The 23,360-nt window shown below is 71.8% G+C and carries 17 protein-coding genes, 1 tRNA gene and 1 pseudogene; 11 read left to right on the top strand and 8 right to left on the bottom strand.

Annotation, left to right across the window (positions count from 1 at the left end):
• Positions 1 to 2,814: an ABC transporter permease gene (locus tag ACGFU6_RS14535; RefSeq protein WP_393610867.1), complete on the top strand. Its 2,814-nt coding sequence runs from the start codon at positions 1 to 3 to the stop codon at positions 2,812 to 2,814.
• Positions 2,811 to 3,833: an ABC transporter ATP-binding protein gene (locus ACGFU6_RS14530; protein ID WP_393610865.1), complete on the top strand. Its 1,023-nt coding sequence runs from the start codon at positions 2,811 to 2,813 to the stop codon at positions 3,831 to 3,833. The genes ACGFU6_RS14535 and ACGFU6_RS14530 overlap by 4 nt, the downstream gene beginning before the upstream one ends.
• 15 nt (positions 3,834 to 3,848) lie before the next feature.
• On the opposite strand, the gene ACGFU6_RS14525 is transcribed toward ACGFU6_RS14530, so the two are convergent.
• The 7 genes and pseudogenes from ACGFU6_RS14525 to ACGFU6_RS14495 all read right to left on the bottom strand — a co-directional run bounded on the left by ACGFU6_RS14525 (position 3,849) and on the right by ACGFU6_RS14495 (position 13,046).
• On the bottom strand, positions 3,849 to 4,541 hold the full coding sequence (locus ACGFU6_RS14525; RefSeq protein WP_393610863.1) for a hypothetical protein: 693 nt from the start codon (positions 4,539 to 4,541) through the stop codon (positions 3,849 to 3,851).
• Positions 4,538 to 4,960, bottom strand: a complete 423-nt coding sequence (locus ACGFU6_RS14520) for a thioesterase family protein (protein ID WP_158072267.1) — start codon at positions 4,958 to 4,960, stop codon at positions 4,538 to 4,540. The genes ACGFU6_RS14525 and ACGFU6_RS14520 overlap by 4 nt, the downstream gene beginning before the upstream one ends.
• A 5-nt stretch (positions 4,961 to 4,965) precedes the next feature.
• Positions 4,966 to 6,630: an energy-dependent translational throttle protein EttA gene (gene ettA / locus ACGFU6_RS14515; RefSeq protein WP_393610861.1), complete on the bottom strand. Its 1,665-nt coding sequence runs from the start codon at positions 6,628 to 6,630 to the stop codon at positions 4,966 to 4,968.
• Between the two features lie 206 nt (positions 6,631 to 6,836).
• Positions 6,837 to 8,294, bottom strand: a complete 1,458-nt coding sequence (locus ACGFU6_RS14510) for a Cys-Gln thioester bond-forming surface protein (RefSeq protein WP_393610859.1) — start codon at positions 8,292 to 8,294, stop codon at positions 6,837 to 6,839.
• 515 nt (positions 8,295 to 8,809) lie between these two features.
• Positions 8,810 to 9,288, bottom strand: a pseudogene (locus ACGFU6_RS14505) (single-stranded DNA-binding protein).
• A 102-nt stretch (positions 9,289 to 9,390) separates the two neighbouring features.
• Positions 9,391 to 11,397 (bottom strand): GTPase, encoded by a 2,007-nt coding sequence (locus ACGFU6_RS14500; protein ID WP_393610857.1) that lies wholly within the window; start codon positions 11,395 to 11,397, stop codon positions 9,391 to 9,393.
• Positions 11,394 to 13,046, bottom strand: a complete 1,653-nt coding sequence (locus ACGFU6_RS14495) for a dynamin family protein (protein ID WP_393611193.1) — start codon at positions 13,044 to 13,046, stop codon at positions 11,394 to 11,396. Before ACGFU6_RS14495 ends, ACGFU6_RS14500 begins: the two co-directional genes overlap by 4 nt.
• A gap of 316 nt (positions 13,047 to 13,362) precedes the next feature.
• On the opposite strand from ACGFU6_RS14495, the gene ACGFU6_RS14490 reads away from it, so the two are divergent.
• A tRNA-Arg gene (locus ACGFU6_RS14490) sits at positions 13,363 to 13,435 on the top strand.
• A gap of 166 nt (positions 13,436 to 13,601) precedes the next feature.
• Here the strand turns inward: ACGFU6_RS14490 and ACGFU6_RS14485 are convergent.
• Positions 13,602 to 14,237 carry a TetR/AcrR family transcriptional regulator gene (locus ACGFU6_RS14485; protein ID WP_393610855.1) on the bottom strand — a complete coding sequence of 212 codons (636 nt, stop codon included), beginning with the start codon at positions 14,235 to 14,237 and terminating at the stop codon, positions 13,602 to 13,604.
• A gap of 72 nt (positions 14,238 to 14,309) precedes the next feature.
• Here ACGFU6_RS14485 and ACGFU6_RS14480 point away from each other — a divergent pair, with 72 nt between their 5' ends.
• The 8 genes from ACGFU6_RS14480 to rhaS all read left to right on the top strand — a co-directional run bounded on the left by ACGFU6_RS14480 (position 14,310) and on the right by rhaS (position 23,357).
• Positions 14,310 to 15,893 carry an FAD-dependent monooxygenase gene (locus tag ACGFU6_RS14480; RefSeq protein WP_393611191.1) on the top strand — a complete coding sequence of 528 codons (1,584 nt, stop codon included), beginning with the start codon at positions 14,310 to 14,312 and terminating at the stop codon, positions 15,891 to 15,893.
• Between the two features lie 172 nt (positions 15,894 to 16,065).
• Entirely contained in the window at positions 16,066 to 16,521 is a 456-nt protein-coding gene (locus ACGFU6_RS14475; RefSeq protein ID WP_393610853.1) for a MarR family winged helix-turn-helix transcriptional regulator, read from the top strand.
• Positions 16,518 to 17,378 carry an ABC transporter ATP-binding protein gene (locus tag ACGFU6_RS14470; protein ID WP_393610851.1) on the top strand — a complete coding sequence of 287 codons (861 nt, stop codon included), beginning with the start codon at positions 16,518 to 16,520 and terminating at the stop codon, positions 17,376 to 17,378. Before ACGFU6_RS14475 ends, ACGFU6_RS14470 begins: the two co-directional genes overlap by 4 nt.
• Positions 17,338 to 18,192 (top strand): ABC transporter permease, encoded by an 855-nt coding sequence (locus tag ACGFU6_RS14465; protein ID WP_393610849.1) that lies wholly within the window; start codon positions 17,338 to 17,340, stop codon positions 18,190 to 18,192. The genes ACGFU6_RS14470 and ACGFU6_RS14465 overlap by 41 nt, the downstream gene beginning before the upstream one ends.
• Before the next feature lie 393 nt (positions 18,193 to 18,585).
• Positions 18,586 to 20,127, top strand: coding sequence for a sugar ABC transporter ATP-binding protein (locus ACGFU6_RS14460; RefSeq protein WP_393610847.1), 1,542 nt, complete (start codon positions 18,586 to 18,588; stop codon positions 20,125 to 20,127).
• Positions 20,124 to 21,179: an ABC transporter permease gene (locus ACGFU6_RS14455; RefSeq protein WP_393610845.1), complete on the top strand. Its 1,056-nt coding sequence runs from the start codon at positions 20,124 to 20,126 to the stop codon at positions 21,177 to 21,179. The genes ACGFU6_RS14460 and ACGFU6_RS14455 overlap by 4 nt, the downstream gene beginning before the upstream one ends.
• Entirely contained in the window at positions 21,163 to 22,275 is a 1,113-nt protein-coding gene (locus ACGFU6_RS14450; protein ID WP_393610843.1) for an ABC transporter permease, read from the top strand. The genes ACGFU6_RS14455 and ACGFU6_RS14450 overlap by 17 nt, the downstream gene beginning before the upstream one ends.
• A complete protein-coding gene (gene rhaS, locus ACGFU6_RS14445; protein WP_393610841.1) occupies positions 22,272 to 23,357 on the top strand; it encodes a rhamnose ABC transporter substrate-binding protein in 1,086 nt (361 codons plus the stop codon). The genes ACGFU6_RS14450 and rhaS overlap by 4 nt, the downstream gene beginning before the upstream one ends.
• The last annotated feature ends 3 nt before the right edge of the window (positions 23,358 to 23,360 follow it).

The following is a 23,360-nucleotide window of genomic DNA, read 5'->3' as shown; positions in this document are numbered from 1 at the left end:
ATGAGCACGCGTTCGATGTTCTTCCGCACGACGGCCGCCTGCGCGCCCTGGGTACGGACCCGGCTGCGCACTGCCCCGGGGGCTGCCTGCGCGCTCGGGCTGCTGGTGCTGCTGACGGCGTTCCTGGCCGCCGCGTTCCCGCGCGCCGTCGACCGGTACGAGGGCGAGGGGCTGCGCCACGATCTCGGCGCCGCCTCCCCCAGGCGCAGCATCCTTGAGGTCAGCAGTCAGCCGCCGGGCCTCCAGGTGCCCGAGGCGGCGCGCGAGAAGGCGGTGCGGGACGCGTCGGTGGGCTCCGTGCACCGGACCCTGCTGGCCGGGCTGCCCGGCCCGCTGCGGGCGGACACCGCCCAGTCCGCGTACGGCCTCCGGACGACGAAGCCGATCCCCGCGCAGGAGCCCTGGTTCCCCCGCCCGTACGGCATCGACCCGGAGCTGACGTACACGACGCAGTCGGCGTTGCCCGACCACGCCACCCTGCGCGCCGGCAGGTGGCCGGCCGTCCGCGGCCAGGTCACCGCCGCCACCGACGAGGTCGAGGCGGCGGTCACCGAGGAGACCGCGAAGGCGCTGCGCTTCAAGGTCGGCTCGGCCGTCTCCGTCCCGACCGCCAGGGGCGGGCGGTTCACGGTACGGATCACCGGCATCGTCCGCCCGCTGCGCCCCGGGGCCGCCTACTGGTCGGCCGAACAACTGCTGCGCACCCCGTCACTGGTCGCCAAGCCGACCAAGACCGAGCCGCGCTACTACTGGACGGCGGCGCTGCTGCTGCCCCCGGACGCGGCGCCGGCACTGCTCGCGACGACCGGCCAGCCGGAGGCGTACTGGCGGATCATGCCGGACGTATCGCGGCTGACCACCCTGGACGTGGACCGGCTCCGCTCGTCCGTGGCCTCCCTGGAGGGCGGCCCCGGGCTGCTGAAGGTGCGCGACTCGGCCGGTGCCACCGCGACGGTGACGACCGACCTCGACGAGATCGTGAGCGCGTACGAGGGGATGCGGCAGGCGATCCGCCCCGTCGTCACCGTCGCCGCCGTCGGTATCGGGGCCGTCGCCGCCATCGTGCTGCTGATGACGGGCGGGCTGATCGCCGGCCGCCGCCACGACGAACTCGCCCTGCTCCGGGCCCGCGGCGGCTCGCTGCGGTCCATCGGGGGCCGGCTGCTCGCCGAGACCGCGGTGACGGCCGTGCCCGCCGCCGCGCTCGGCCTGCTGCTCGCGGTGCTGGTGACCGGCGGGGGCCGGCTGTGGCCCTCGGCCGTCGGCGCGGCTGCGGTCGGCGCGCTGCTCTGTGCCGCGCTTCCGGTCCGTACCGTTCTGCTGCACCGCAGACCGAGGCTGCACGGCGGCCGCGAGGACCTGGTGAGCGTCCGGCCCTCCCGGCGGCGCACCGTCGCCGAACTCACCCTGCTGGTGCTGGCCGTCGGCGCGGTCGTCGCCCTGCGCCGGCGCGGTACGGGCGCCGAAGGCGGCACCGACCTCCTGGTCAGCGCGGCCCCCGTGCTGGTCGCGCTGATCGCGGCTCTGGTCCTCGTCCGGCTCTACCCGCTGCCGCTGCGGTTCGCGCTGCGCTCCGTGGCGCGGCTGCGCGGCGCCATCGGCTTCCTGGCACTGGCCCGTGCCGGGCGCTCCTCGGCCGCCGGGACGCTGCCGCTGCTCGCGTTGCTGGTCGCGCTGACGACGGCGGCGTTCGGCGGCTCGGTCCTCGCGGGGGTCGCGGCCGCCCGGGACACCGCGGCGGTCCTCGCGACCGGCGCCGACGCCCGGATCAGCGGCCGGGCCGACTCCGCGCCGCTGTCGGACGGCCTGGTGCGGACGGTGTCCGGGGCGGACGGCGTACGGGAGGTGGCGCGCGTGCAGATCGAGTACGGCGTCTCGCTGCCGCCGCCCGAGCACGGCTTCGAGGACGCGCAGGGCACCACCCTGATCGGCGTCGACCCGGTCACCTACGCCCGGCTGGCACGGTCCACCGGAATCGGTGCCTTCTCCGCCGACCGGCTGACGTACACCGGTCCGAAGACGCCGAAGGGCACGATGCCCTCCAGGGACCGGGTGCTGCCCGTCCTCGTCTCGCCGTCCGTCGCCCAGCGGCTCGGGGACCGGCCGCGCGATCTCCAGTCGATGGCCGGGGACTTCAAGGTCCGGGTGGCGGGCACGGTGGCGCACACGCCCGCCGTCACCGATACCTCCTTCATGGTCGTCGACGCCGCCGCCCTCACCCACCGGCAGACCACCTCGCTGCTGCTCACCGGCGACCGGCTGGACGCGAAGGCGCTGCGCGCAGCGGCCCACCACGCGGGCAAGGACCTCACCGTGCGGCTGCGCTCCGAGGCGCGCGCCGCCTATGTGGACACCCCCATGCAGGTGGGCGCCGAGCGGATCTACACGGCTGCGATCGTGGCCGGCGCGGGCTACGCCCTGCTCGCCGTGCTCCTCTCGCTGCTCCGGACCGCACCCGAGCGCACCACGCTGCTGGCGCGGCTGCGCACCATGGGCATCGGCACCCGGCAGGGCGGACGCCTGCTGGGCTACGAGGCCATGCCGCAGGCGCTGCTGGCCGCCGCGGGCGGCCTGCTCGTCGGCCGGGCCACCATCGCGCTGCTGGCACCCGGCGTCGATCTGGCGCACCTCGCACTCGGGGCCGCCGCGGGCTCCGGTCCGCTCGACGAGGCACCGCTGCGGGCGGATCCGTGGTCCATGGTCCTGCCGGCGATCGGCGTGATTGTCCTCACCGCCGCGGTGGCCGGTGTACAGGCCTGGTGGACCGGCCGTCGCGGCTCGATCACCGAACTCAGGGCAGGAGACTCCCGATGACGACGCCGTCGACCGATTCCACACTGGCGGAGCTCGAACAGCGGGCCGCCGCACGCCGCGACCGGCCCTCCTACGGGCACGACGCGCTGATCTCCTGCGACCGGCTGGTGCGCATCTTCACCACGGACGGGGTGGAGGTGCAGGCCCTGCAGGGTCTCGATCTGCTGGTAAACGAGGGTGAGTTGCTGGCGCTGGTCGGCGCCTCCGGGAGCGGCAAGTCGACGCTGATGAACATCCTGGCGGGCCTTGACGTGCCCACGGCCGGAGCGGCGAAGGTGGCGGGCTGCGATCTGCTGTCGATGGGGCAGAAGGAGCGGCTGCGCTACCGGCGGGACGTCGTCGGGTTCGTCTGGCAGCAGACCGCCCGCAATCTCCTGCCCTATCTGACGGCGATCCAGAACGTCACGCTGCCGATGCAACTGCGCGGCGGTGGGCGCAATCGTGAACGGGCCGCGCGCGCCGAGTCGTTGCTCGCGATGCTGGAGGTGGCGGACTGCCGCGACCGGCGACCGCAGCAGATGTCGGGCGGTCAGCAGCAGCGGGTGGCGATCGCGGTCTCGCTGGCCAACTCCCCCTCGGTGCTGCTCGCGGACGAGCCGACCGGTGAGCTGGACTCGGCCACCGGCGAGCAGGTCTTCGCGGCCTTCCGCCGCGCCAACGAGGAGCTGGGCACGACGATCGTCATCGTCACGCACGACCAGGCGGTCGCGAACGAGGTCCGCCGCACGGTCGCCATCCGTGACGGCCGCACCTCGTTCGAGGTGCTGCGCCGCACCGAGGTCGACGCGGCGACGGGCCAGGAGTCCCAGGTGGCACGCGAGTACGCGATGCTCGACCGGGCGGGCCGGCTGCAACTGCCCGCGGACTACACGGAGTCGCTGGGCATGGAGCACCGCGTGCTGCTGGAGCTGGAACAGGACCACATCGGCGTCTGGCCGGACAGCCCGCGCCCGGACACAGCGGCCGCACGGGATGCGGACCCGGATATAACGGCCGGAGGGGCTTCGGACCCGGCCTGATCCAAACGAGAGGCCCTAACCGCCCACGGAGACGCCGAGCATCCCCAGGCCGCCCCCCGCACCCGCACGCCGCAGGGCGATCGCGCCGAACGGGGTGCGCAGCCGCAGCCACGATCCCGCCGCGAGCAGCGCGACGGGGAAGTCCGGCGCGGACCGGAGGAAGCCGAGGGCCTGCGCCGCGTGCACGGCGCGCAGCGGGAGCTCGGTGCCTTCGATGGTCCGGGACCAGATGTCACGTCCGATGAGGTCCCGTTCCGCCCGCGTACGCCGGTCCTCGGGCAGTGCCTCGTCGCGCGCCCGGAACTCCGCCACCGCGGCGGTCAGCGCCGCGCGCAGGTCGACCGGGTCCGGCAGGCCGTCGCACTCCCGCCAGCCGCCGCGCGGGGGCAGTACGCCCGTCCACGGGGGTCCGGTCACCGGCTGGGGCAGTGCCCCCGAGCCGGCGTCCGGTCCCTCGGTGTCCAGCGATTCGAGCAGCTCACCGGCCGACACCGTGACGTCGAAGTCATGGGTGTCCGCGAGCCGCACCGCCCGGATCGCCAGGACCTCGAACGACGGGGGCCGGCCGAACACGGCGAGCGCCCCGCCGCCCGCCTGGAGGCGTACGGCGGCGGCCCGGTCGTAGTGGAGCAGCCGACCGAGGAAGGCCGCGAGATCCGCGGCCTCCCTCGCGTCGGCGAACAGCAGCGACTGAACGGGCACGCTCATGCCGCGGCGGGCTCCTCGGCCAGGTACTTCTGGAGGAAGAGCTTCTCCTCGGCGGAGATCCGCCGAGGTCGTTCCTCGGCCAGGTCGTACGGCACGACGATGGTCGACGCCCGTACGTAGACCTGCTCGGGGTCCTTGATCTCGTAGGCGATCGTCAGCGACGCGGCGCCGATCTTCGTGACCCAGGACTCGACGGTCACCGGTGTGTGCCGGTGGACCAGCGGCCGGACGTAGTCGATCTCGTGCCGGGCGACGACGGAGCCGCCCGCGAACGACGGTGAGCCGTCCCCCGGCGCCAGCCGGAACATGAAGTCGATGCGCGCCTCCTCCAGGTAGCGGAGGAAGACCACGTTGTTGACGTGGCCGAAGGCATCCATGTCCGACCAGCGCAGCGGGCAGCTGTAGATGTGACGTGCCAAGACGATCAGCCTCGCGTGAGCTTCTTGTACGTGGCACGGTGCGGACGGGCCGCGTCCGCACCGAGGCGCTCGACCTTGTTCTTCTCGTACGACTCGAAGTTGCCCTCGAACCAGTACCACTTGGAGTCGCCCTCGTACGCCAGGATGTGCGTGGCGACGCGGTCCAGGAACCAGCGGTCGTGGGAGATGACCACGGCCGCACCCGGGAACTCCAGCAGTGCGTTCTCCAGCGAGGAGAGGGTCTCGACGTCGAGGTCGTTGGTGGGCTCGTCGAGGAGCAGCAGGTTGCCGCCCTCCTTGAGCGTCAGCGCCAGGTTGAGGCGGTTGCGCTCACCACCGGAGAGCACGCCGGCCGGCTTCTGCTGGTCCGGGCCCTTGAAGCCGAACGCGGAGACGTACGCCCGCGAGGGCATCTCGACCTGGCCGACGTTGATGTAGTCCAGCTCGTCCGACACGACGGCCCAGAGGGTCTTCTTCGGGTCGATGTTGGAGCGGGACTGATCGACGTAGGAGATCTTGACCGTGTCGCCGACCTTGATGGCGCCGGAGTCCGGTGTCTCCAGGCCCTGGATCATCTTGAACAGCGTGGTCTTGCCCGCGCCGTTCGGACCGATGATGCCGACGATGCCGTTGCGCGGCAGCGTGAACGACAGGTCGTCGATGAGGACCTTGTCGCCGAAGGCCTTCGAGAGGTTCTCGACGTTGACGACGATGGAACCGAGCCGCGGGCCCGGCGGGATCTGGATCTCCTCGAAGTCCAGCTTCCGCATCTTGTCGGCCTCGGCCGCCATCTCCTCGTACCGGGCGAGACGCGACTTGGACTTGGTCTGCCGGCCCTTGGCGTTGGAGCGGACCCACTCCAGCTCTTCCTTGAGCCGCTTCTGCCGCTTCTCGTCCTTGCGGCCCTCGACCTTGAGGCGGGTGGCCTTCTTCTCCAGGTACGTGGAGTAGTTGCCCTCGTAGGCGATGGCGCGGCCGCGGTCGAGTTCGAGGATCCACTCGGCGACGTTGTTCAGGAAGTACCGGTCGTGAGTGACGGCGATGACGCAGCCCGCGTACTTCGAGAGGTGCTGCTCCAGCCAGTTCACCGACTCGGCGTCCAGGTGGTTGGTGGGCTCGTCGAGCAGCAGCAGGTCCGGCGCCTCGATGAGCAGCTTGCAGAGCGCGACACGGCGCTTCTCGCCACCGGAGAGGTTGACCACGGGCCAGTCGCCGGGCGGGCAGCCCAGGGCGTCCATGGCCTGCTCCAGCTGGGCGTCCAGGTCCCACGCGTTGGCGTGGTCCAGGTCCTCCTGGAGCTTGCCCATCTCGTCCATGAGCGCGTCGGTGTAGTCGGTCGCCATTTCCTCGGCGACCTCGTTGAACCGCTTCAGCTTGCCCATGATCTCGGCGGCGCCGTCCTGCACGTTCTGCAGCACGGTCTTCGACTCGTCGAGCTTGGGCTCCTGCATGAGGATGCCGACACTGAACCCGGGCGACAGGAAGGCGTCACCGTTGGACGGCTGCTCCAGGCCCGCCATGATCTTCAGCACCGTGGACTTACCGGCACCGTTGGGACCCACCACACCGATCTTCGCGCCGGGCAGGAAGCTCAGCGTCACGTCGTCAAGGATGACCTTGTCGCCGTGCGCCTTGCGTGTCTTGCGCATCGTGTAGATGTACTCAGCCAAGAGAAACCGTCCGGCAATCGATGAGTGGGCAGATGCATCCATCTTGCCTGACGTCCGCACCCGGATGGAAACCAGTACTGCCCGCGGAGCACACCTTCCCGGCCCCGGCAACGGCCCGGTCCGGCCCCCCGGTACGCGACAGCCCCGGTACGCGGCCGCGTCCCGGGGCTGTCATCAGCACATCGTCACCGTGTGCCTACCGCTCGTCACTCGCCGGGGGCCTGTCCCTTGCGCCGGCGGAGGAAGAAGACCGCGCCGCCGCCGATGACGACGAGGCCGATCGCGATTCCCGCGATGACGGGGGTGGCGTTGGAGCTTCCGGTCTCCGCGAGGTTGCCCTCGGCGCCCGTGGAGCTGCCGCCCGCGGTGGCGGTGGTCGTGTTGGGCTGGTCGACGGTCTGGGTGTCGAGGCCGCCGGTGGTGGTCGCGGTGCTGCCGCTGGTCTCGCAGTCCAGCACGCCGGTGAACGTCCTGGTGAACCCGCCCGCTCCGGTGATCGTGAAGTCGTACGCCTGGTCCTCGGCGACCGGCACGGTCACGGTCACGGACCTGCCCGCCGCGACGGTGTGCTTCGCCCCGGCCAGCTCGAAGGTGAACGCCTCGTCGCCCTTGTTGCTCGCGGTGACGTCCACGCCGCCCTTGGCGCAGTTCTTCTTCGCGGTGAGCGCGGGCATCGCGCCCTTCTTGGCCCAGGTCGCCGTGGCGCTCGCGGAGACCGTGGACTCGCTGGAGCCGGCCAGGATCTGGGTCTGGCTCCTGGTCACCCCGGCGAAGGCCCGGCCGACCGGCACGGAGGTGGTGGCCTGGACGGTCAGCGAGGCCGAACCGTCGGTGGCACCGGACGGGACGTCGAAGTAGAGCTCGGAGCCGTTGGCCGCGGTGGTGACGGCCTTGCCCTTCTTGTCGGTGACCTCGACGCCGCTGGCGGAGTCGGCGGGCGGGGCCACCGAGACCTGGCCGGCGTTGGTGCGGACGGTGACCGGGCCCAGCAGCTCACCGGACCGGCCGGACACGGCCGCGGAGTCCAGGGAGAGGGATGCCTTGGGCTCCGCCGTGTCGGTCGCGGACTTCTGCAGCCAGTCGGCGAGCTTCTCCGCCTGGCGGTCCGAGGCGTCGACGTCGGCGTTGTCCGAGAAGCGCCAGATGGCGACCTGGGTACCCGCCGCCGCGGTCTTCTCGGTGAGCGGCCCGGTGCCCGCCGCCTCGGCCAGTGCCGAGAGGTCGTCGACCTGCGGGTAGGAGTGCTCCAGGATCCAGCGGATCCGGCCCGCGTTCTTGTTGCCGCCCAGCGAGGTCTGGGACCAGGGGGTCTCCAGGTACTTCGCCTGGTCCTGGGTGGGGTTGTGAATGTCGATGCAGTACGTCTTGAGCTTGCCGCCGCCGTCAACGGTCATCTCGAAGAGTCCCGCCGGCAGCTTCTGGTCCTTGCCGTCCGCGTGCAGCACCGCGACGTCGTACGTCTTCAACCCGTCCAGTACCGCGCTCGCGCCGCCCTGGTGCTGCGGCGCCTCGTCGGCAGCCGCGCCGCCCGCACCGGCGAGGGTGCCGGCGATGACCAGACCGGATGCCACCACCGACGCCGCCAGGCGGGATATGCCCCGGAACCGTCGGGAATTGACCGTCGTCACGGATGACGAGGCGGTCGCTGAAGAAGCAAAAAACACAGAATTCCCCTCCGGGCGAGACCCTCGCGCCTGGTGCGCGTGTGGGGAATGTCCCGCCTGCCGACTCAAGTGCACTGTGAGTACTGGGAAATCCTAAGTAAGAAGCGAAGCACAGTCCCCCGTCATACCGTCGGATAACCATTCCGACTCGGAATCGTTATCCCCGGTAACGCTTGGGCCAGAGGTGGTTGGCCGTCGGCCGGACCTGGCCGGCGTCGGCCGGTCATGGTGCGGAGACGAGTTCGGGCCCGCGTTTCCGGCGAACCACCCGCCGCCCGGCCGCCGGACGCTCCGCCCGGTCCGGGCCCTCCGCCCGGTCCGGGCCCTTCACCCGATCCGGGGCCTTCGCCCGATCCGGCTGATCCGTCCGGTCCAGCTCGTCCAGCTCATCCAGTTGATCGGCCTGCCACCCCGAATGTTCAGGCCGATCCGGCCGATTCGCCTGTTCGCCCCGCTGATCCGGCTGGTCGGCGGGCTCCCCCCGCTGGTCCGCCCCGTCCGACTCGCCCGGCTGCTCACCCCGCTCCCGCGGCGGTGGCGGCGTCGGCCGGTCCCGCCCGGACGCCTCGCGCACCGCCCAACGGTCCGGCTCGGCCGCATCCGCGCCGCCCGTGCGCGACACCAGCCCCGGCTCGGCCCTGACCACCCGCCGGAAAGCCGACGTCCCCCTGGTCAGATCGTGGCCCACCGCCGTCGCCTCGATGTCCACGAATGTCCGCCGCTGCCCGTCCCGTTCCTCCTCACGCACCTTCAGCCTGCCGTGCACCACCAGGGGTTCCCCGACGGAAACGGAACCGGTCAGATTCGACGCCAGAGTCCGCCACGCCCACACGGTGTAGAAGCTGGTGTGCCCGTCCGCCCAGAGCTGTTTCCCCCGGTCCCACCGCCGCGGCGTCACCGCGAACCGGAATCGCGCCATTCCGCCGCTCGCGGTCTCCCGGAACTCCACACCGGTGGCCGCATTGCCCACCAGCGTCACCAAGGTCTCGTTCATGACTCCGCCTCCCCCTCGCACTGGATTCAGCGACCGCGTCCTTGCGTCCGGTCACTGATCCCATGCTGAAGGGGAGGCGGAATTCCTGCGGGCGCCTGTGGACTAACGGCCCGTTGTGGAAAACTCCGTCACCGCCACAAAGCGCTCCCGCACCTCTCGATAGCGCACCAGTTCCGCCGACACCGGATCGAGCACCCGGGCCCGGCCGCAGGCGGCCGCCGCCTCGCGCAGCCGGCGTTCGGCCTCCTGGCCGTACCGCCGCGCGGGCCCCCGGGCCGCCGCCGCGCACGACCACTCCACCAGCGGGCCGCCGACGATCCCCGCCAGCATCACCAGGGCGGGCGTCAGGAGCCCCGGTTCGAGCACGCCGATGATCTGGCCGATCAGCCAGAGGCCGCCGAAGATCTGCAGCAGCGTCATCGCCACCTGCGCCAGTACGGCCGCGGGCCACCAGGCCGGGCGGGGCGGCCTGGTGCCGGCCCGCCCCCGGTGCGCCCCGGTCCGCGCGCCGGGTTCCGCCGGCTCACCGCTGTCGTTCTCCGCGCCCTTCACCGGCGCGGCGCCGGCGCGCTCGGCCAGTTCGTCAAGGGCCTCGGGCAGCCCCTGCGCCCCGTGCACAGCGGCCTCGCGCACCGCTTGCGCCCACGGTCCGGGCAGCCCGTCCACGGCCTCGTCCGCGACCGTGCGCACCGCCTGCTCGACGCGCTGACGTGCGGTGAGCTGTTCCTCGGGCGGTGCGGTGAGTGCCGTCCGGTCCAGGAGCCGCGGCTGTCTGGTGGACTCGAACCAGCGCCACAGGCGCAGCCACGGCGTCCCGCACGCCCGGCCCGCGTTGCGGCGCCATTCGCGCTCCGCCGCCTGGCCCGCCGCGGCGGCGCCGACGGCCTCCGCGAGCCGGCCGGCGAACTCCTCCCGGGCCCGCTCCCCCAGCCCGGTGCGCCCCTCGGCCACGTACACCGGGCGCAGCCTGGCGGCGGCGGCGTCCACATCTGCGGAGAGCCGGCGCGTCGCGGCCGAGCGCTCCTGGACGAACCGCCCCAGGAGTTCGCGCAGTTCGCCGACCCCGTCGCCGGTGAGCGCGGACAGGGACAGGACGGTGGCGCCCGGTTCACCGTGTTCACCCAGGGCCATGCCGTCCTCGTCGAGCAGCCGGCGCAGGTCGTCCAGGACCTGGTCGGCGGCGTCCCCGGGCAGCCGGTCGATCTGGTTGAGGACGACGAAGGTGACCTCCGCGTGCCCGGCGAGCGGCCGCAGATAGCGCTCGTGCAGTGCGGCGTCCGCGTACTTCTCCGGGTCCACGACCCAGACCACCGCGTCGACCAGCGCCAGTACCCGGTCCACCTGTTCGCGGTGTCCGGCCGCCGCCGAGTCGTGGTCGGGCAGGTCGACCAGGACGAGCCCCTGGAGCGCCTCGTCGGCCCCCGCGCCGCCCGGCTGCGGGCGGCGCCTGAGCCGCCCCGGGATCGCCAGCCGGTCCAGCAGCCCCGCGGCACCGTCCGTCCACGAGCAGGCGATGGGCGAGGCGGTGGTTGGCCTGCGCAGCCCGGCCTCGGAGATCTGCGCGCCCGCCAGGGAGTTGAAGAGCGTCGACTTGCCGCTGCCGCTGGCTCCGGCGATGGCGACGACGGTGTGCCGCGACGAGAGCCGCTGCCGGGCCGCCGCCTCGTCGAGCACCCGGCCCGCCTCCACGAGGTCGGCCCGGTCGAGCCGGGCCCTGGAGAGCCCGACGAGTTCGCGCAGTGCGTCCAGCCGGGGGCTGAGCGGGCTGCCGGAGGGGACGTACGCCTCGACCTGGGGGCGGGCGTCCTCGTCCGGGGCGGCTTCCGGCGTCTCCCGGGGGACGGCCCCGGCGGCGGCGCGACGGGCGATGAGGCCGTCGTCCCAGCCGCCACCCGGCCTGCCCCGTTCCGCGGGCCCGTCCTGCGCCCGGTCCTTCGCGCGCTCGCCCGACCGGTCCTTCACGCGGTCGCCCGGCCGTTCCTTCACCCGGTCCTCGCCGGGGGCCGCCCCCTCGTCCGGGCGATGCCCCGACTCCGGCTCCAACGCCGGCTCCGGCTCCTGCTGCGGTCCTTGTCCCCGGCCCGGACCCTCGTCAGTGACGGCAGTCATCGCTGCCACCTCTCCTTCTGCAGTACGGACAGCGCCGCGATCAGTTCGGCCTGCGGCTCGGGTGCCACGTCGAGTGCGTCCAGCGGGGCGAGGCGCCGGTCGCGCTCGCCGCCCAGCACCTGGTCGAGATAGCTGGTGAGCAGTGCCCCGCCCTTGTCGCACAGCCTCAGCGCGCCCTGGGCGCCGATGCGTTCGGCCAGCTGTTCGCCGGCGTTGCGGGCCCGGCGGCCGCCGAGCAGGGCGGCGGCCAGCAGAGTGGTGACGGTCTCCGCGTCGGGCGCGGCGTTGCGTTCCATGAGGCGCACCTCCTCCTCGGCCAGTTCCTCCAGGACCCTGCGCCAGCGCCGTACGGTCATGGCGATCCGGCCCCGGATGTCTTCCGCCGGGCCCCAGCCGCCCTCTTCCCGGCCGACCGTCTCGAAGCCGAAGACCGCCGCCGCGGGCTCCCGGCGCCAGGTCGTCCGGATCTGTTCGTCGGCGGCTGCCACCGCGCACTCCAGGAGTGCGGCGAGGCTCTCCACCAGGGCTTCGAGGACTTCCTCCGTGGTGCTGTAGAGCGGGTAGCCGCGCCACCGGGTACGGGCGTCGCCGGCCAGCGCGCCGCCGTTCTGCAGCCGCCGCCTGACCCGTGCGCCCTCCTTGCGGTACGCGTCCTCGACCACCCCGGTCAGCCGTACGGCGGCCGCGTACTGTGCCGCGACGGCCCCGGCGAGCGCCGGCAGCCGGACGTCGAGTGAGTCGATGACCCCGGCCGCCGTACGTCCGACCGCCTGCTGACGGGCCGCCGGGTCCTGGGCGCGGTGGGTGAGCCAGGCGCGCAGCGGAGCGACCGCCGTGGTGGGCAGCAGCCCGCTGCCGCCGCCCGCCGACTCGGGCAGTTCGGGGATGGTGAAGCGGGGCACCTCGCCGAGACCGGCCTTGGTGAGCAGCGCCCCGTACTGCCGCGACACCTCGGCGATCACCTGGTGCGGCACCCGGTCCAGGACGGTGACGAGCGAGGCGTCGTACTCCTTGGCGGTGCGCAGCAGGTGCCAGGGCACGGCGTCGGCGTACCGGGCGGCGGTGGTCACCATCACCCAGACGTCCGCGGCGCAGACGAGTTCGGCGGCCAGCACCCGGTTGCGCACGACGAGCGAGTCGATGTCGGGGGCGTCCAGCAGGGCGAGTCCGCGCGGCAGCCCGGCGGCGGTCTCGACGCGGAGCGCGGTCCCTTCCTCGGCCGCGTTCCCGTCGGGTCCATCGAGGTCGTCGCACTGGCCGGGGTTGGCGGACTCCTCGGGCGAGAGCCAGACCCGGGTCAGCTGCGGGAGCACCCGGATGTCCGCGAACCAGTGATGATCATCCGGATGGCAGACCAGCACCGGGGTGCGGGTGGTCGGCCGCAGCACCCCGGCCTCGCTGACCCGGCGCCCCACCAGGGAGTTGACGAGCGTCGACTTGCCGGCGCCGGTGGACCCGCCGATGACCGCGAGCAGGGGTGCCTCGGGATCCTTCAGGCGGGGCAGCAGATAGTCGTCGAGCTGGGCGAGCAGCTCGATCCGGGTCTGCCTGGCGCGTGGAGCGCCCGGCAGCGGGAGTGGAAGACGCACGGCAGCGACACGGTCGCGCAGGGCGGAAAGTGCGTCGATGAGCTGAGGCCGTACGTCCAAGGTCACCACATGCGAAGAATGCCCAATTTTGGCGCCTTTTTGAAGCGTATAGCCCCCTCTGCGCGGCGGTTCCTCCTCAGGACAGAGGGGACGAGTGGGGCGCAGGCATAACGAGTGCACAACACCCGGGGCGTGAGGCGCCAAAAGCTATGCATGAATCGCACCTACCTGCGATTATCGTTTCGCTTCACCGAACCTCCACATCGTGCCACGCAGGTGAAGCAACCGGGTCCAGGCGATCGGAGCCCTATCCTTGTCCCGGCAGGTCACGGACCGCCCGGGTCCCAGGGCTCCAGGTCACCGAGTCCACCACCCGGCCCCCGTAGCTCAGTGGATAGAGCAGGCGCCTTCTAAGCGCTTGGCCGCAGGTTCGAGTCCTGCCGGGGGCGCTTCAGCCCAGCCGATGTCGGGCCCTCCCGCCGGGAGGGCCTTTTCTGCAGGTCACAGCACGGTAGCGAGAACGGCGTAGCGAACGCGTAAACCGCCGGGCCCGCCAGCCGCGGGGCGAAAAGGCCCCTGGCTCCCCCGCCGCGACGCCGCCCGGGGGCGGCACCCTCACCCCAGCGCCGCCTCCAGCGCGTCGAACGCCGCGCACACCCGCGCCCTGTGGTCGTCCGCCAGCGCCGCCGCCGCCTCCCCGGCGAGCAGGCGGCGGGCGGTGGTGAGGTAGACCGAGCGATAGGCGGCGACGGTCAGCGCCGCCGCGAAGTCCGGCCCGACGGGTCCGGGGGCGGCCTCGACGAAGGTCCGGGCCAGGGCCTCCTCCACCTCCTCGACCCCCTCGCGGGCGCGGGCGCAGAGGGCGGGCGAGGCCATGATGATCCGCCAGAAGGCGGGGAAGTCGTCATCCACCGCGGACAGGGGGTGACGCTGATCGAGAAGTTCGAGCACCAGCCGGCGCAGGGCGTCCAACGGGGACTCCTCCGGCCTCCGTCGCCGAACAGCCTCGGTGAACAGTTCGACCGCCTCGGGGATGCGGTCGATGAAGAGGTCCTCTTTGCGCGGGAAGTAGTTGAAGACCGTCATGGTGGAGACCTCCGCGGCACGCGCGACCTCCGCGACGGTCACCTCGTCGAAGCCGCGCGCGACGAACAGCCCCGTCGCCACGTCGGAAATCCGCTGCCGCGTCGCCCTCTTCTTGCGCTCACGCAGGGACGGTTCCGCTTCCTGGCCTTCGCGATCCTTCGTCATCGCCGACACTGTAACGAAAAAACTATAGCGAACATATTTTTATAGTGACTATAGTTATCTGCCATGGATCTCATGACGCACTACGACGTGGTTGTGGCCGGGGCCGGACCCGTCGGGCTGATGCTCGGCTGCGAACTGCGACTCGGCGGGGTGGCCCGCGTGCTGGTCGTCGAGCGACTGGCCGAGGTGGACGAGACGATCAAGGCCGGGGCCATCAACTCCCCCACCGCCATAGCCCTCGACCGGCGAGGACTGCTGCCCGCGCTGACGGAGGTGCAGCGGCAGGCAATGGACCGGTTCCGGGAGTTCCAGCGGGCGCGCGGCGGGGACGGGAACACGCCGCCGCCCCCGAAGTTCGCCGGGCACTTCGCCGGGATCATGCTGGAGGCGGGACTGCTGGACGCGGCGGACCCGGCGTTCGCCGACGCCGGTCCGGCCGGTGACGTGGGCCTCGTGCCGCAGGCCGCGCTGGAGCGGCTGCTCCTGGACCGCGCCCGGGAGGCCGGCGTCGAGCTGCGCCGGCAGGTCGAACTGACCGGCTTCGAGCAGGACGACGACGGGGTGACCGTGCATCTGGCGCCCACCGACGGCTCGGCACCCGAGTCCGTACGCGCGGACTGGCTGGCCGGCTGCGACGGCGGCCGCAGCACCGTGCGCAAGCTCGCCGGATTCGACTTCCCGGGGACGCCGCCGGAGATCACCGGCTACCAGGCGATGGCCGGCCTGGACGGCGCCGACGGGCTCGGGGGCGGCTGGACCGCGACGGACACCGGCATGTACGTGCACGGCCCGGTGCCCGGCCGCGTGCTCACGGTCGAGTTCGACGGGCCGCCCGCCGACCGCACGACGCCCGTCACCGCAGGCGAACTGCAGGGCAGCCTGCGCCGGGTGTCCGGCGTGGACGTCACTGTCACCGAGGTGCGCACGGCGACGCGGTTCACCGACAACTGCCGCCAGGCCACGGACTACCGGGCCGGCCGGGTTCTGCTCGCGGGCGACGCGGCCCACGTGCACTCACCGTTCGGCGGACAGGGGCTGAACCTCGGCATCGGGGACGCCATGAACCTGGGCTGGAAGCTCGCCGCGGTGGTGGGCGGCCGGGCGCCGGAAGGCCTCCTCGACTCGTACACGGCCGAGCGGCATCCAACCGGGGCGTGGGTGCTCGACTGGACGCGCGCCCAGATCGCCCTCATGCGGCCGGAGTCGCACGCGCGCGCCCTGCGCGCAGTGGTCACCGACCTGACCCGCACCACCGACGGCACCACGTACCTGGTCAAGCAGATCTCCGGCGTCCGGCAGCGATACGACCTGCCGGGCAGCCATCCGCTGACCGGCCGCAGCGCACCCGACCTGGAACTCACCGACGGCACCCGGCTTGCGGACCATCTTCACGGCGGCCGCGGCCTGCTCCTCGACCTGGCCGACGACCCGAAGCTGCGGGCCCTGGCCGAGGGCTACAGCGACCGGGTGGACGTCCGGACGGCGGCCTGCCCCGGCCGCCCGGACCTGTCCGGGCTGCTGGTGCGTCCGGACGGGTTCACGGCGTGGTGCGCCGACCACGATCGGCCGGGCGTGGCCCGGAAGCCGGAGGACCAGGAGCCGGAGCACACGGTGACGGACGCGCTGGAGCGATGGTTCGGAGCACCGGCTGCGTGAGCCCCGGCGGTACGAGCTCCCCGGGCCCGTGGACACACACCTGCGCCGCCCCGCACGGCCCGTGGGCACAGCCGCGCCGCAGAACACGACGGGGGAGGACCCGTAACCGGTATCCGGTACGCGGACGGACGGTTCTGTGTCATTAGTTCGTATGCAGAGCTAACATGGAGCGGTGAAGGCGAGTGAGCTGTCCGACGAACTCGCCGGACTTCTGCCCCGTATCCAGCGGCTCGCCCGGCGCAGATTGTGGAGTGGGCTGTCCGCTCCCCGGCTGCGCGGGGCGCACGCCGAGCTGTTGCGGCTGGTGGTCAGTGAGCCCGGCGTACGTGTCTCGACGGCCGCACGGAGCCTCTGCCTCGCGGCCAACTCGGTCAGCACGCTGGTCAACCACTTGGTCGCCGAGGGGCTGCTGCTGCGGGCGAGGGACCCCGGGGACGGCCGCGCCGCGCTGCTCTATCCCACCCCCGCCGGGGCGGAGAAGCTGCACGAGTGGCACGCCCGCCGTGAGGCGCTCTTCCGCCGCCATCTGGCCGGGCTCGACGGCGGGGACCGCGCGGCGCTCACCGCCGCGCTACCGGCCCTGCACAGACTCGCCGCTTCCATACGTGAGGAGGATGAGACCGAGTGACCACAGAAGCCGTGCCCGCCGTCCGATGCACCGCCCTGACCTACAGCTTCGGCGACTCGAAGGCCGTCGACGGCCTGGACCTGCTGGTCCGGCCCGGGGAGGTGTTCGGGCTGCTCGGCCCGAACGGCGCGGGCAAGACCACCACGATGCGCGCCATCACCACGCTGCTTCCCGTGCCGAGCGGGGTCGTCGAGGTGTTCGGCCACGACGCGGCCCGGGAGCGGATGGCGGTGCGGCGCCTGCTCGGTTACGTACCGCAGCAGTTGTCGGCCGACGCCGGGCTCACCGGCCTGGAGAACGTCCAGCTGTTCGCCCGGGTGTACGACGTGCCGCGCCGTGAGCGCGCGGCCCGGGTCGCCCAGGCCCTGGACGCCGTCGGGCTCGGCGATGTCGCGGGCCGGCTCGCCGCCACGTACTCCGGCGGCATGGTCCGCCGCCTCGAACTGGCCCAGGCCCTCGTCAGCGCGCCCCGGCTGCTGATCCTGGACGAGCCGACGATCGGCCTGGACCCGATCGCCCGGGACAGCGTCTGGGACCGCATCAACGAGATCCGGACCGGCACCGGGATGACCGTCCTGGTGACCACGCACTCCATGGACGAGGCCGACCGCCGCTGCGACCGGCTCGCCCTGATGCACCTCGGCAGGCTCCGCGCGCTCGGCACCCCCGCCGAACTCAAGGGCGAACTGGTCGCCCACCGCCGGGAATCCGGTGAACCCGCCGCCCCGCCGCCGTCCCTGGAGGACGTCTTCCGGCACCACTCCGGAAGCGGCCTGGACGACCCCGGGTCCGAGGCGGAGAAGGGAGCGTTCAACGATGTCCGCCGTACCCGTCGCACCGCAACCCGGCGCGGCTGAGCCCGATCCGCGCTTCGCCCTGCTGCTCACCCCGCCACCGCCGCGCACCGGCTGGCGCGTCGTACCGGCCCGGGTCGGCGCGATGTGCGCCGTCGAACTGCAGAAGCTGATGCACGACCGGACCGAGATCTACACCCGCGCCGTCCAGCCCGCGCTCTGGCTGCTGATCTTCGGTACGACGTTCTCCCGCATCCACGCCATCCCCACCGGCGGCGTCCCCTATCTCGACTTCCTGGCGCCCGGGATCATCGCCCAGTCGGCCATGTTCATCGCGATCTTCTACGGCATCATGATCATCTGGGAGCGCGACTCCGGCGTCCTCACCAAACTCATGGTCACTCCGACCCCGCGCTCGGCCCTCGTGACGGGCAAGGCGTTCGCCGCCGGGGTGAAGGCCGTGATCCAGGCCGTCGTCGTCATCGTGATCGCCGCGCTGCTCGGCGTCGGCATGAGCTGGAACCCGCTGCATCTGCTCGGCGTGACCGTGGTCGTCGTGCTCGCCTCGGCGTTCTTCTCCTGCCTGTCGATGTCGATCGCCGGGATCGTGCTCACCCGTGACCGGCTGATGGGCATCGGACAGGCCATCACGATGCCGCTGTTCTTCGCCTCCAACGCGCTCTATCCCGTCGCCCTGATGCCCGGCTGGCTCCAGGCGGTCAGCAAGGTGAACCCGCTGAGCTACCAGGTCGACGCGCTGCGCGGGCTGCTCATCGGCACCCCGTCCCATCTCGGCCTGGACTTCGGGGTGCTGGCCTTCGCCGCCGCGGTAGGCATCACGGCCGCCGGCTCCCTGCTCGGCCGGCTGGCCCGCTGACACCGGCTCACCCGCTCACATCGGCCGACTCGTTGGCACCCGCTCCTCCGTCGGCGCCGTGCGGCCCCGCGTGGCGGCACGGGAACGCCGCACCCGCGGCCGCACCGGAACCCGCCTACGTCCCGCGCGAGCACCAACCACGTATGTGAATCGATTCACCACGGCGGCGAACTTCCGCCTCATCGAGGTGCCGTCGAGGACCCGCACGCCCGCGAGCCGACGGTAGCCATTTTCCCTTCACACCTCCCCCCAACCTGAGCAGATTCCCACCGCGCACCCATTGACTACGCCCTCGCACCCCGTCTAGCTTCCGAGGAGCCCGATTGAAACCTTTCACGACGTGTGGGCCCCTACGGCCTTCCGCCGGCTCGGTCCACCGCTCAGGAGCCCCTCATGAACAAGTCCGCCAAGGGCCCGGACTCGGCCCCGGAGCCGGCCCCGGTGCTGGCGCTGAAGGGTGTGAGCAAATCCTTCGGTGCCGTACGGGCTCTGCAGGACGTGTCCCTCGAACTCTTCCCCGGTGAGGCGCACGCACTCGCCGGGGAGAACGGCGCGGGGAAGTCCACCCTCATCAAGGCACTCGCCGGGGTACACCGCCCTGACAACGGTGTCGTGCTGCTCGACGGCAAGCCCGTCGTCTTCAACGGCCCCGCCGCCGCCCGCGACGCCGGTATCGCCGTCATCTACCAGGAGCCGACGCTCTTCCCCGACCTGTCGATCGCGGAGAACATCTTCATGGGGCGTCAGCCCCGGCGTTCCCTCGGCCGGATCGACCGCAGGGCCGTGCACGACACGACCGAGGCGCTGATGCGCCGGCTCGGTGTCGATCTGGCCCCCGACCGGCCGGCCCGCGGACTGTCCATCGCCGACCAGCAGATCGTCGAGATCGCCAAGGCGCTCTCCTTCGAGGCCCGCGTCCTGATCATGGACGAGCCGACCGCCGCGCTCACCGGCAGCGAGACGGCCCGGCTGTTCTCGGTCGTACGGGCGCTGCGCGCCGAGGGTGCGGCCGTGCTGTTCATCTCGCACCGGCTGGACGAGATATTCGAGCTGTGCCAGCGCGTCACCACCCTGCGCGACGGCCGGTGGATCTCCTCGGAGCCACTGGACGGGCTCACCCAGGACGGTCTCGTGCGTCGCATGGTCGGCCGCGATCTCGACGACCTCTACCCGAAGCAGGACGCCGCCGTCGGGGAAGTCGCGCTCTCCGTGCGGCGCCTGACACGGGAAGGCGTCTTCCGCGACGTGTCGTTCGAGGTGCGCCGGGGCGAGATCGTCGCGCTGGCCGGGCTCGTCGGGGCCGGCCGCACCGAGGTGGCGCAGGCCGTCTTCGGCGTCGACCGCGCCGACGCGGGCGAGGTACGGGTGAACGGCACCGTACTGCGCGCCGGTTCGCCCACCGCGGCGATGGCCGCCGGGCTCGCCCTCGTACCCGAGGACCGCCGGCAGCGCGGCCTCGTCATGGAGATGTCGATCGAGCGCAACATCGGCCTCACCGGGCTCGGCAAGGTGCGCCGCGGCGGGCTGGTCAGCCGGGCCCTGGAACACGACCGGGCGGCCGACTGGGCGCTGCGCCTGCAACTCAAGTACAACCGGCTGGCCGACACAGCCGGGGTGCTCTCCGGCGGCAACCAGCAGAAGGTCGTGCTGGCCAAATGGCTGGCGACCGAACCCTCCGTACTCATCGTCGACGAGCCGACCCGAGGCATCGACGTCGGCACCAAGGCCGAGGTCCACCGGCTGCTCTCCGCACTGGCCGCCGAAGGGCTCGCGGTGCTGATGATCTCCTCCGACCTGCCCGAGGTGATCGGCATGGCCGACCGGGTGCTCGTCATGCACGAGGGCCGGCTCGCCGCCGAACTCCCGCGCGAGGAAGCCACCGAGGAGACCGTCATGGCGGCGGCGACCGGACTCGGTGAAAGGACAGCGGCATGACCACCACCGTCCAAAGCCCGCCGGACAGCGGCCCGAAGGCACCGGCCCGCAGCGCGGCCTCGCTCGTGGACACCGTCTTCCGGGCCCGCGAGATCTCCATCGCCGGGGCGCTGATCCTGCTGATCCTCGGCACCTACCTGGCAAATCCACGCTTCCTGTCCGACCAGGGCATCAAGGACCTGCTGCTCAACTCCTCGATCCTGGTGCTGCTCGCGGTCGGCCAGTCGGCCGTCGTGATCACCCGCAACATCGACCTGTCGGTCGGCTCCGTCGTCGGGCTCTCGGCCTTCGCCTGCGGCAAGTTCGTCGCCGGGACCGATCACGGCGTGCTCACCGTCATGCTGCTGGGCATCGCCATCGGGGTGGTGTGCGGGCTGGTCTCCGGCGCGCTCGTCAGCTTCGGCAAGGTGCCCGCGCTCGTCGTCACGCTCGGCATGCTCTACATCATCCAGGGCGTGGACTACTGGTGGGCCCAGGGCGACCAGATCGGCGCCGCCGAGGTCCCCGACCAGATCCTCGGCCTCGGCAGCGGGAGCCTGCTGGGCGTGCCGTACCTGCCGCTGATCACCGTGGCGCTGCTGGCGGCGACCGCGTACTTCCTGCGCGGCTACCGCTCGGGGCGCGAGCTGTACGCGATCGGGTCGAGCCCGGAGGCCGCCGTGCTCGCCGGGGTGCCGATCCGGCGCCGGATCCTGGCCGCGTACGCGTTCTCGGGGGCCGTCGCCGGTTTCGCCGGCACCCTGTGGCTCGCCCGGTTCGGCACGGTCGTCGCGGACAACGCGCACGGCTGGGAGCTGACCGTCGTGAGCGCCGTCGTCGTCGGCGGCGTCGCCATCACCGGCGGTACGGGAACGGTCTGGGGCGCCGCACTGGGCGCCCTGCTGCTCACCACCATCGGCAGCGTGCTGGTGGTCCTGAAGGTCGACTCGTTCTGGCAGGGCGCCATCACCGGCGCACTGCTCCTCCTGGCCATCAGCATCGACCGAATAGTGAACCTGCGGATGACCACCGCACTGAGGAAGAGGAGCGCCCGGCATGGCAATGGCGCCTGAGACCGAGAAGGCGGTGCCGGCCGCCCCGAAGGGCCCGGCCAGGACGAAGGGTTCGCTGCGCGGCCTGGCGCTGCGCTGGGACAGTGCGGTCGGGGCGCTCCTGGTGGCGGTCGTCGTCGCCGGGCTCGCCACCACGGACGGCTTCGGCTCCGGCGAGAACCTCGCGTTCGCGTTCAACGACATCGTGGAAGTCGCCCTCATCGCACTGCCGATGACGCTTCTGGTGATCGCCGGACAGGTCGACCTGTCGGTCGCCTCCATGCTGGGCCTGGGCAGTGCGCTGACCGGTGCGCTGTGGGACGCGGGGTGGGCGTTCGAGACGATCGTGCCGGTGGTGCTGCTGGTGGGCGTCGCCGGCGGACTCCTCAACGGCTGGCTGGTCACCAAGGTCGGGCTGCCGTCGCTGGCCGTCACCATCGGTACGCTCGCCCTCTACCGGGGCCTGGCCTCGGTGGCGCTCGGCAGCGACGCGGTGACCGACTTCCCGCAGACGTACGCCGACTGGGCCGTCGACACCACCACGGTGCCCGGCACCTTCCTCACCTACCCCGTGCTGCTGTTCATCGTGCTCGCCGCGGTCACCGCGATCGTGCTGCACGCGACCGGCCTGGGACGTTCGCTGTTCGCGATCGGGGCGCAGGAGGAGGCCGCGTACTTCGCGGGCATCCGGGTCAAGCGGATCAAGCTGCTGCTGTTCGTCGTCACCGGACTCTTCTCCGCCTTCGCGGGCATCGTCTTCACCCTCCGCTACGGGAGTGCCCGTGCCGACAACGGGCTCGGCTTCGAAATGCTCGTCATCGCCTCCGTGCTGCTCGGCGGCATCGACTTCGACGGCGGAAAGGGCACGCTCTTCGGCGCGGTCGCCGGGGTGCTGCTCATCGGTGTCCTGAAGAACCTGCTGACCCTCAACGACATCGCCAACGAGGTGCAGGTCATCGTGACCGGCCTGCTGCTCGTGGCGTCCGTCCTCACCCCGCGCGTCATCGCGACCGTGGTCGAACGACGACACCGGCGCGCCGCCGGCACCCGCCCCTCCCGCTCCGTCCTCGTATCCACTCCTCGAAAGCACTCCTCGAAAGGCACACCGCCGCCATGATGCTCCGCACCGCCGCCGGTCGTCGCGCCGTCGCCACCGCCACGGGCGCGCTCTCGCTCGCCCTCGCCCTCAGCGCCTGTTCCGGCACCACGAAGGACAGTTCCGACAAGGAGTCCACGAAGGCCGGGGCCACGGCGAAGGCCGATCCGGGCGCTGCGCTGAAGAAGGGGCTGAAGCTCGCCTTCCTGCCCAAGCAGATCAACAACCCGTACGAGAAGATCGTCGACGACGCGGGGATCGAGGCGGCCAAGGAGTACGGCGGCACCGGCAAGGAGGTCGGCCCGTCCGACGCCAGCGCCTCCTCCCAGGTCAGCTACATCAACACGCTGATCCAGCAGCGCCAGGACGCGATCCTGGTCGCCGCCAACGACCCCAACGCGGTGTGCGGCCCGCTGAAGCAGGCCATGAAGAAGAACATCAAGGTGGTGGCGTACGACTCCGACACCGCGACGGAGTGCCGTCAGCTCTTCATCAACCAGGCGAGCTCCGAGGAGATCGGCCGCAGCCTGGTGCAGCACCTCGGTGAGCAGATCGGCTACAAGGGCAAGATCGCGATCCTCTCGGCCACCCAGAACGCGACGAACCAGAACACCTGGATCGAGTTCATGAAGGACGAGCTGAAGCTACCCAAGTACAAGGACATGAAGCTGGTGAAGGTGGCGTACGGGGACGACGCGGACCAGAAGTCGTTCCAGCAGACCCAGGGCCTGATGCAGGCCTACCCCGACCTGAAGGGGATCATCTCGCCCACCACCGTCGGCATCGCGGCCGCCGCACGCTACCTGAGCGACTCCTCGTACAAGGGCAAGGTCGTGCTGAACGGGCTGGGCACGCCGAACCAGATGCGCAAGTACGTCAAGGACGACACCGTCGAGCAGTTCTCGCTGTGGAACCCGGAGGAGCTCGGGTACCTCGGTTCGTACGCGGCCGCGGCGCTGGCGTCCGGTCAGATCACCGGTGCCGAGGGCGAGAAGTTCAAGGCGGGCAAGCTCGGTGAGTACACGATCGGCAAGGACGGCGAGGTCATCCTCGGCAAGCCGACCGTCTTCGACAAGAAGAACATCGACACGTTCGACTTCTGAGCC

The organism is Streptomyces sp. NPDC048462 (assembly GCF_043200175.1).
GTDB lineage: Bacteria > Actinomycetota > Actinomycetes > Streptomycetales > Streptomycetaceae > Streptomyces.
This window is presented reverse-complemented; position numbering and strand designations above follow the sequence as displayed.

Coding starts and splice junctions, on each gene's coding strand:
- ACGFU6_RS14535 (WP_393610867.1), top strand. CDS start 1: ATGAGCACGCGTTCGATGTTCTTCCGCACGACGGCCGCCTGCGCGCCC.
- ACGFU6_RS14530 (WP_393610865.1), top strand. CDS start 2,811: ATGACGACGCCGTCGACCGATTCCACACTGGCGGAGCTCGAACAGCGG.
- ACGFU6_RS14525 (WP_393610863.1), bottom strand. CDS start 4,541: ATGAGCGTGCCCGTTCAGTCGCTGCTGTTCGCCGACGCGAGGGAGGCC.
- ACGFU6_RS14500 (WP_393610857.1), bottom strand. CDS start 11,397: ATGACTGCCGTCACTGACGAGGGTCCGGGCCGGGGACAAGGACCGCAG.
- ACGFU6_RS14485 (WP_393610855.1), bottom strand. CDS start 14,237: ATGACGAAGGATCGCGAAGGCCAGGAAGCGGAACCGTCCCTGCGTGAG.
- ACGFU6_RS14480 (WP_393611191.1), top strand. CDS start 14,310: ATGACGCACTACGACGTGGTTGTGGCCGGGGCCGGACCCGTCGGGCTG.
- ACGFU6_RS14465 (WP_393610849.1), top strand. CDS start 17,338: ATGTCCGCCGTACCCGTCGCACCGCAACCCGGCGCGGCTGAGCCCGAT.
- ACGFU6_RS14460 (WP_393610847.1), top strand. CDS start 18,586: ATGAACAAGTCCGCCAAGGGCCCGGACTCGGCCCCGGAGCCGGCCCCG.
- ACGFU6_RS14455 (WP_393610845.1), top strand. CDS start 20,124: ATGACCACCACCGTCCAAAGCCCGCCGGACAGCGGCCCGAAGGCACCG.
- ACGFU6_RS14450 (WP_393610843.1), top strand. CDS start 21,163: ATGGCAATGGCGCCTGAGACCGAGAAGGCGGTGCCGGCCGCCCCGAAG.
- rhaS (WP_393610841.1), top strand. CDS start 22,272: ATGATGCTCCGCACCGCCGCCGGTCGTCGCGCCGTCGCCACCGCCACG.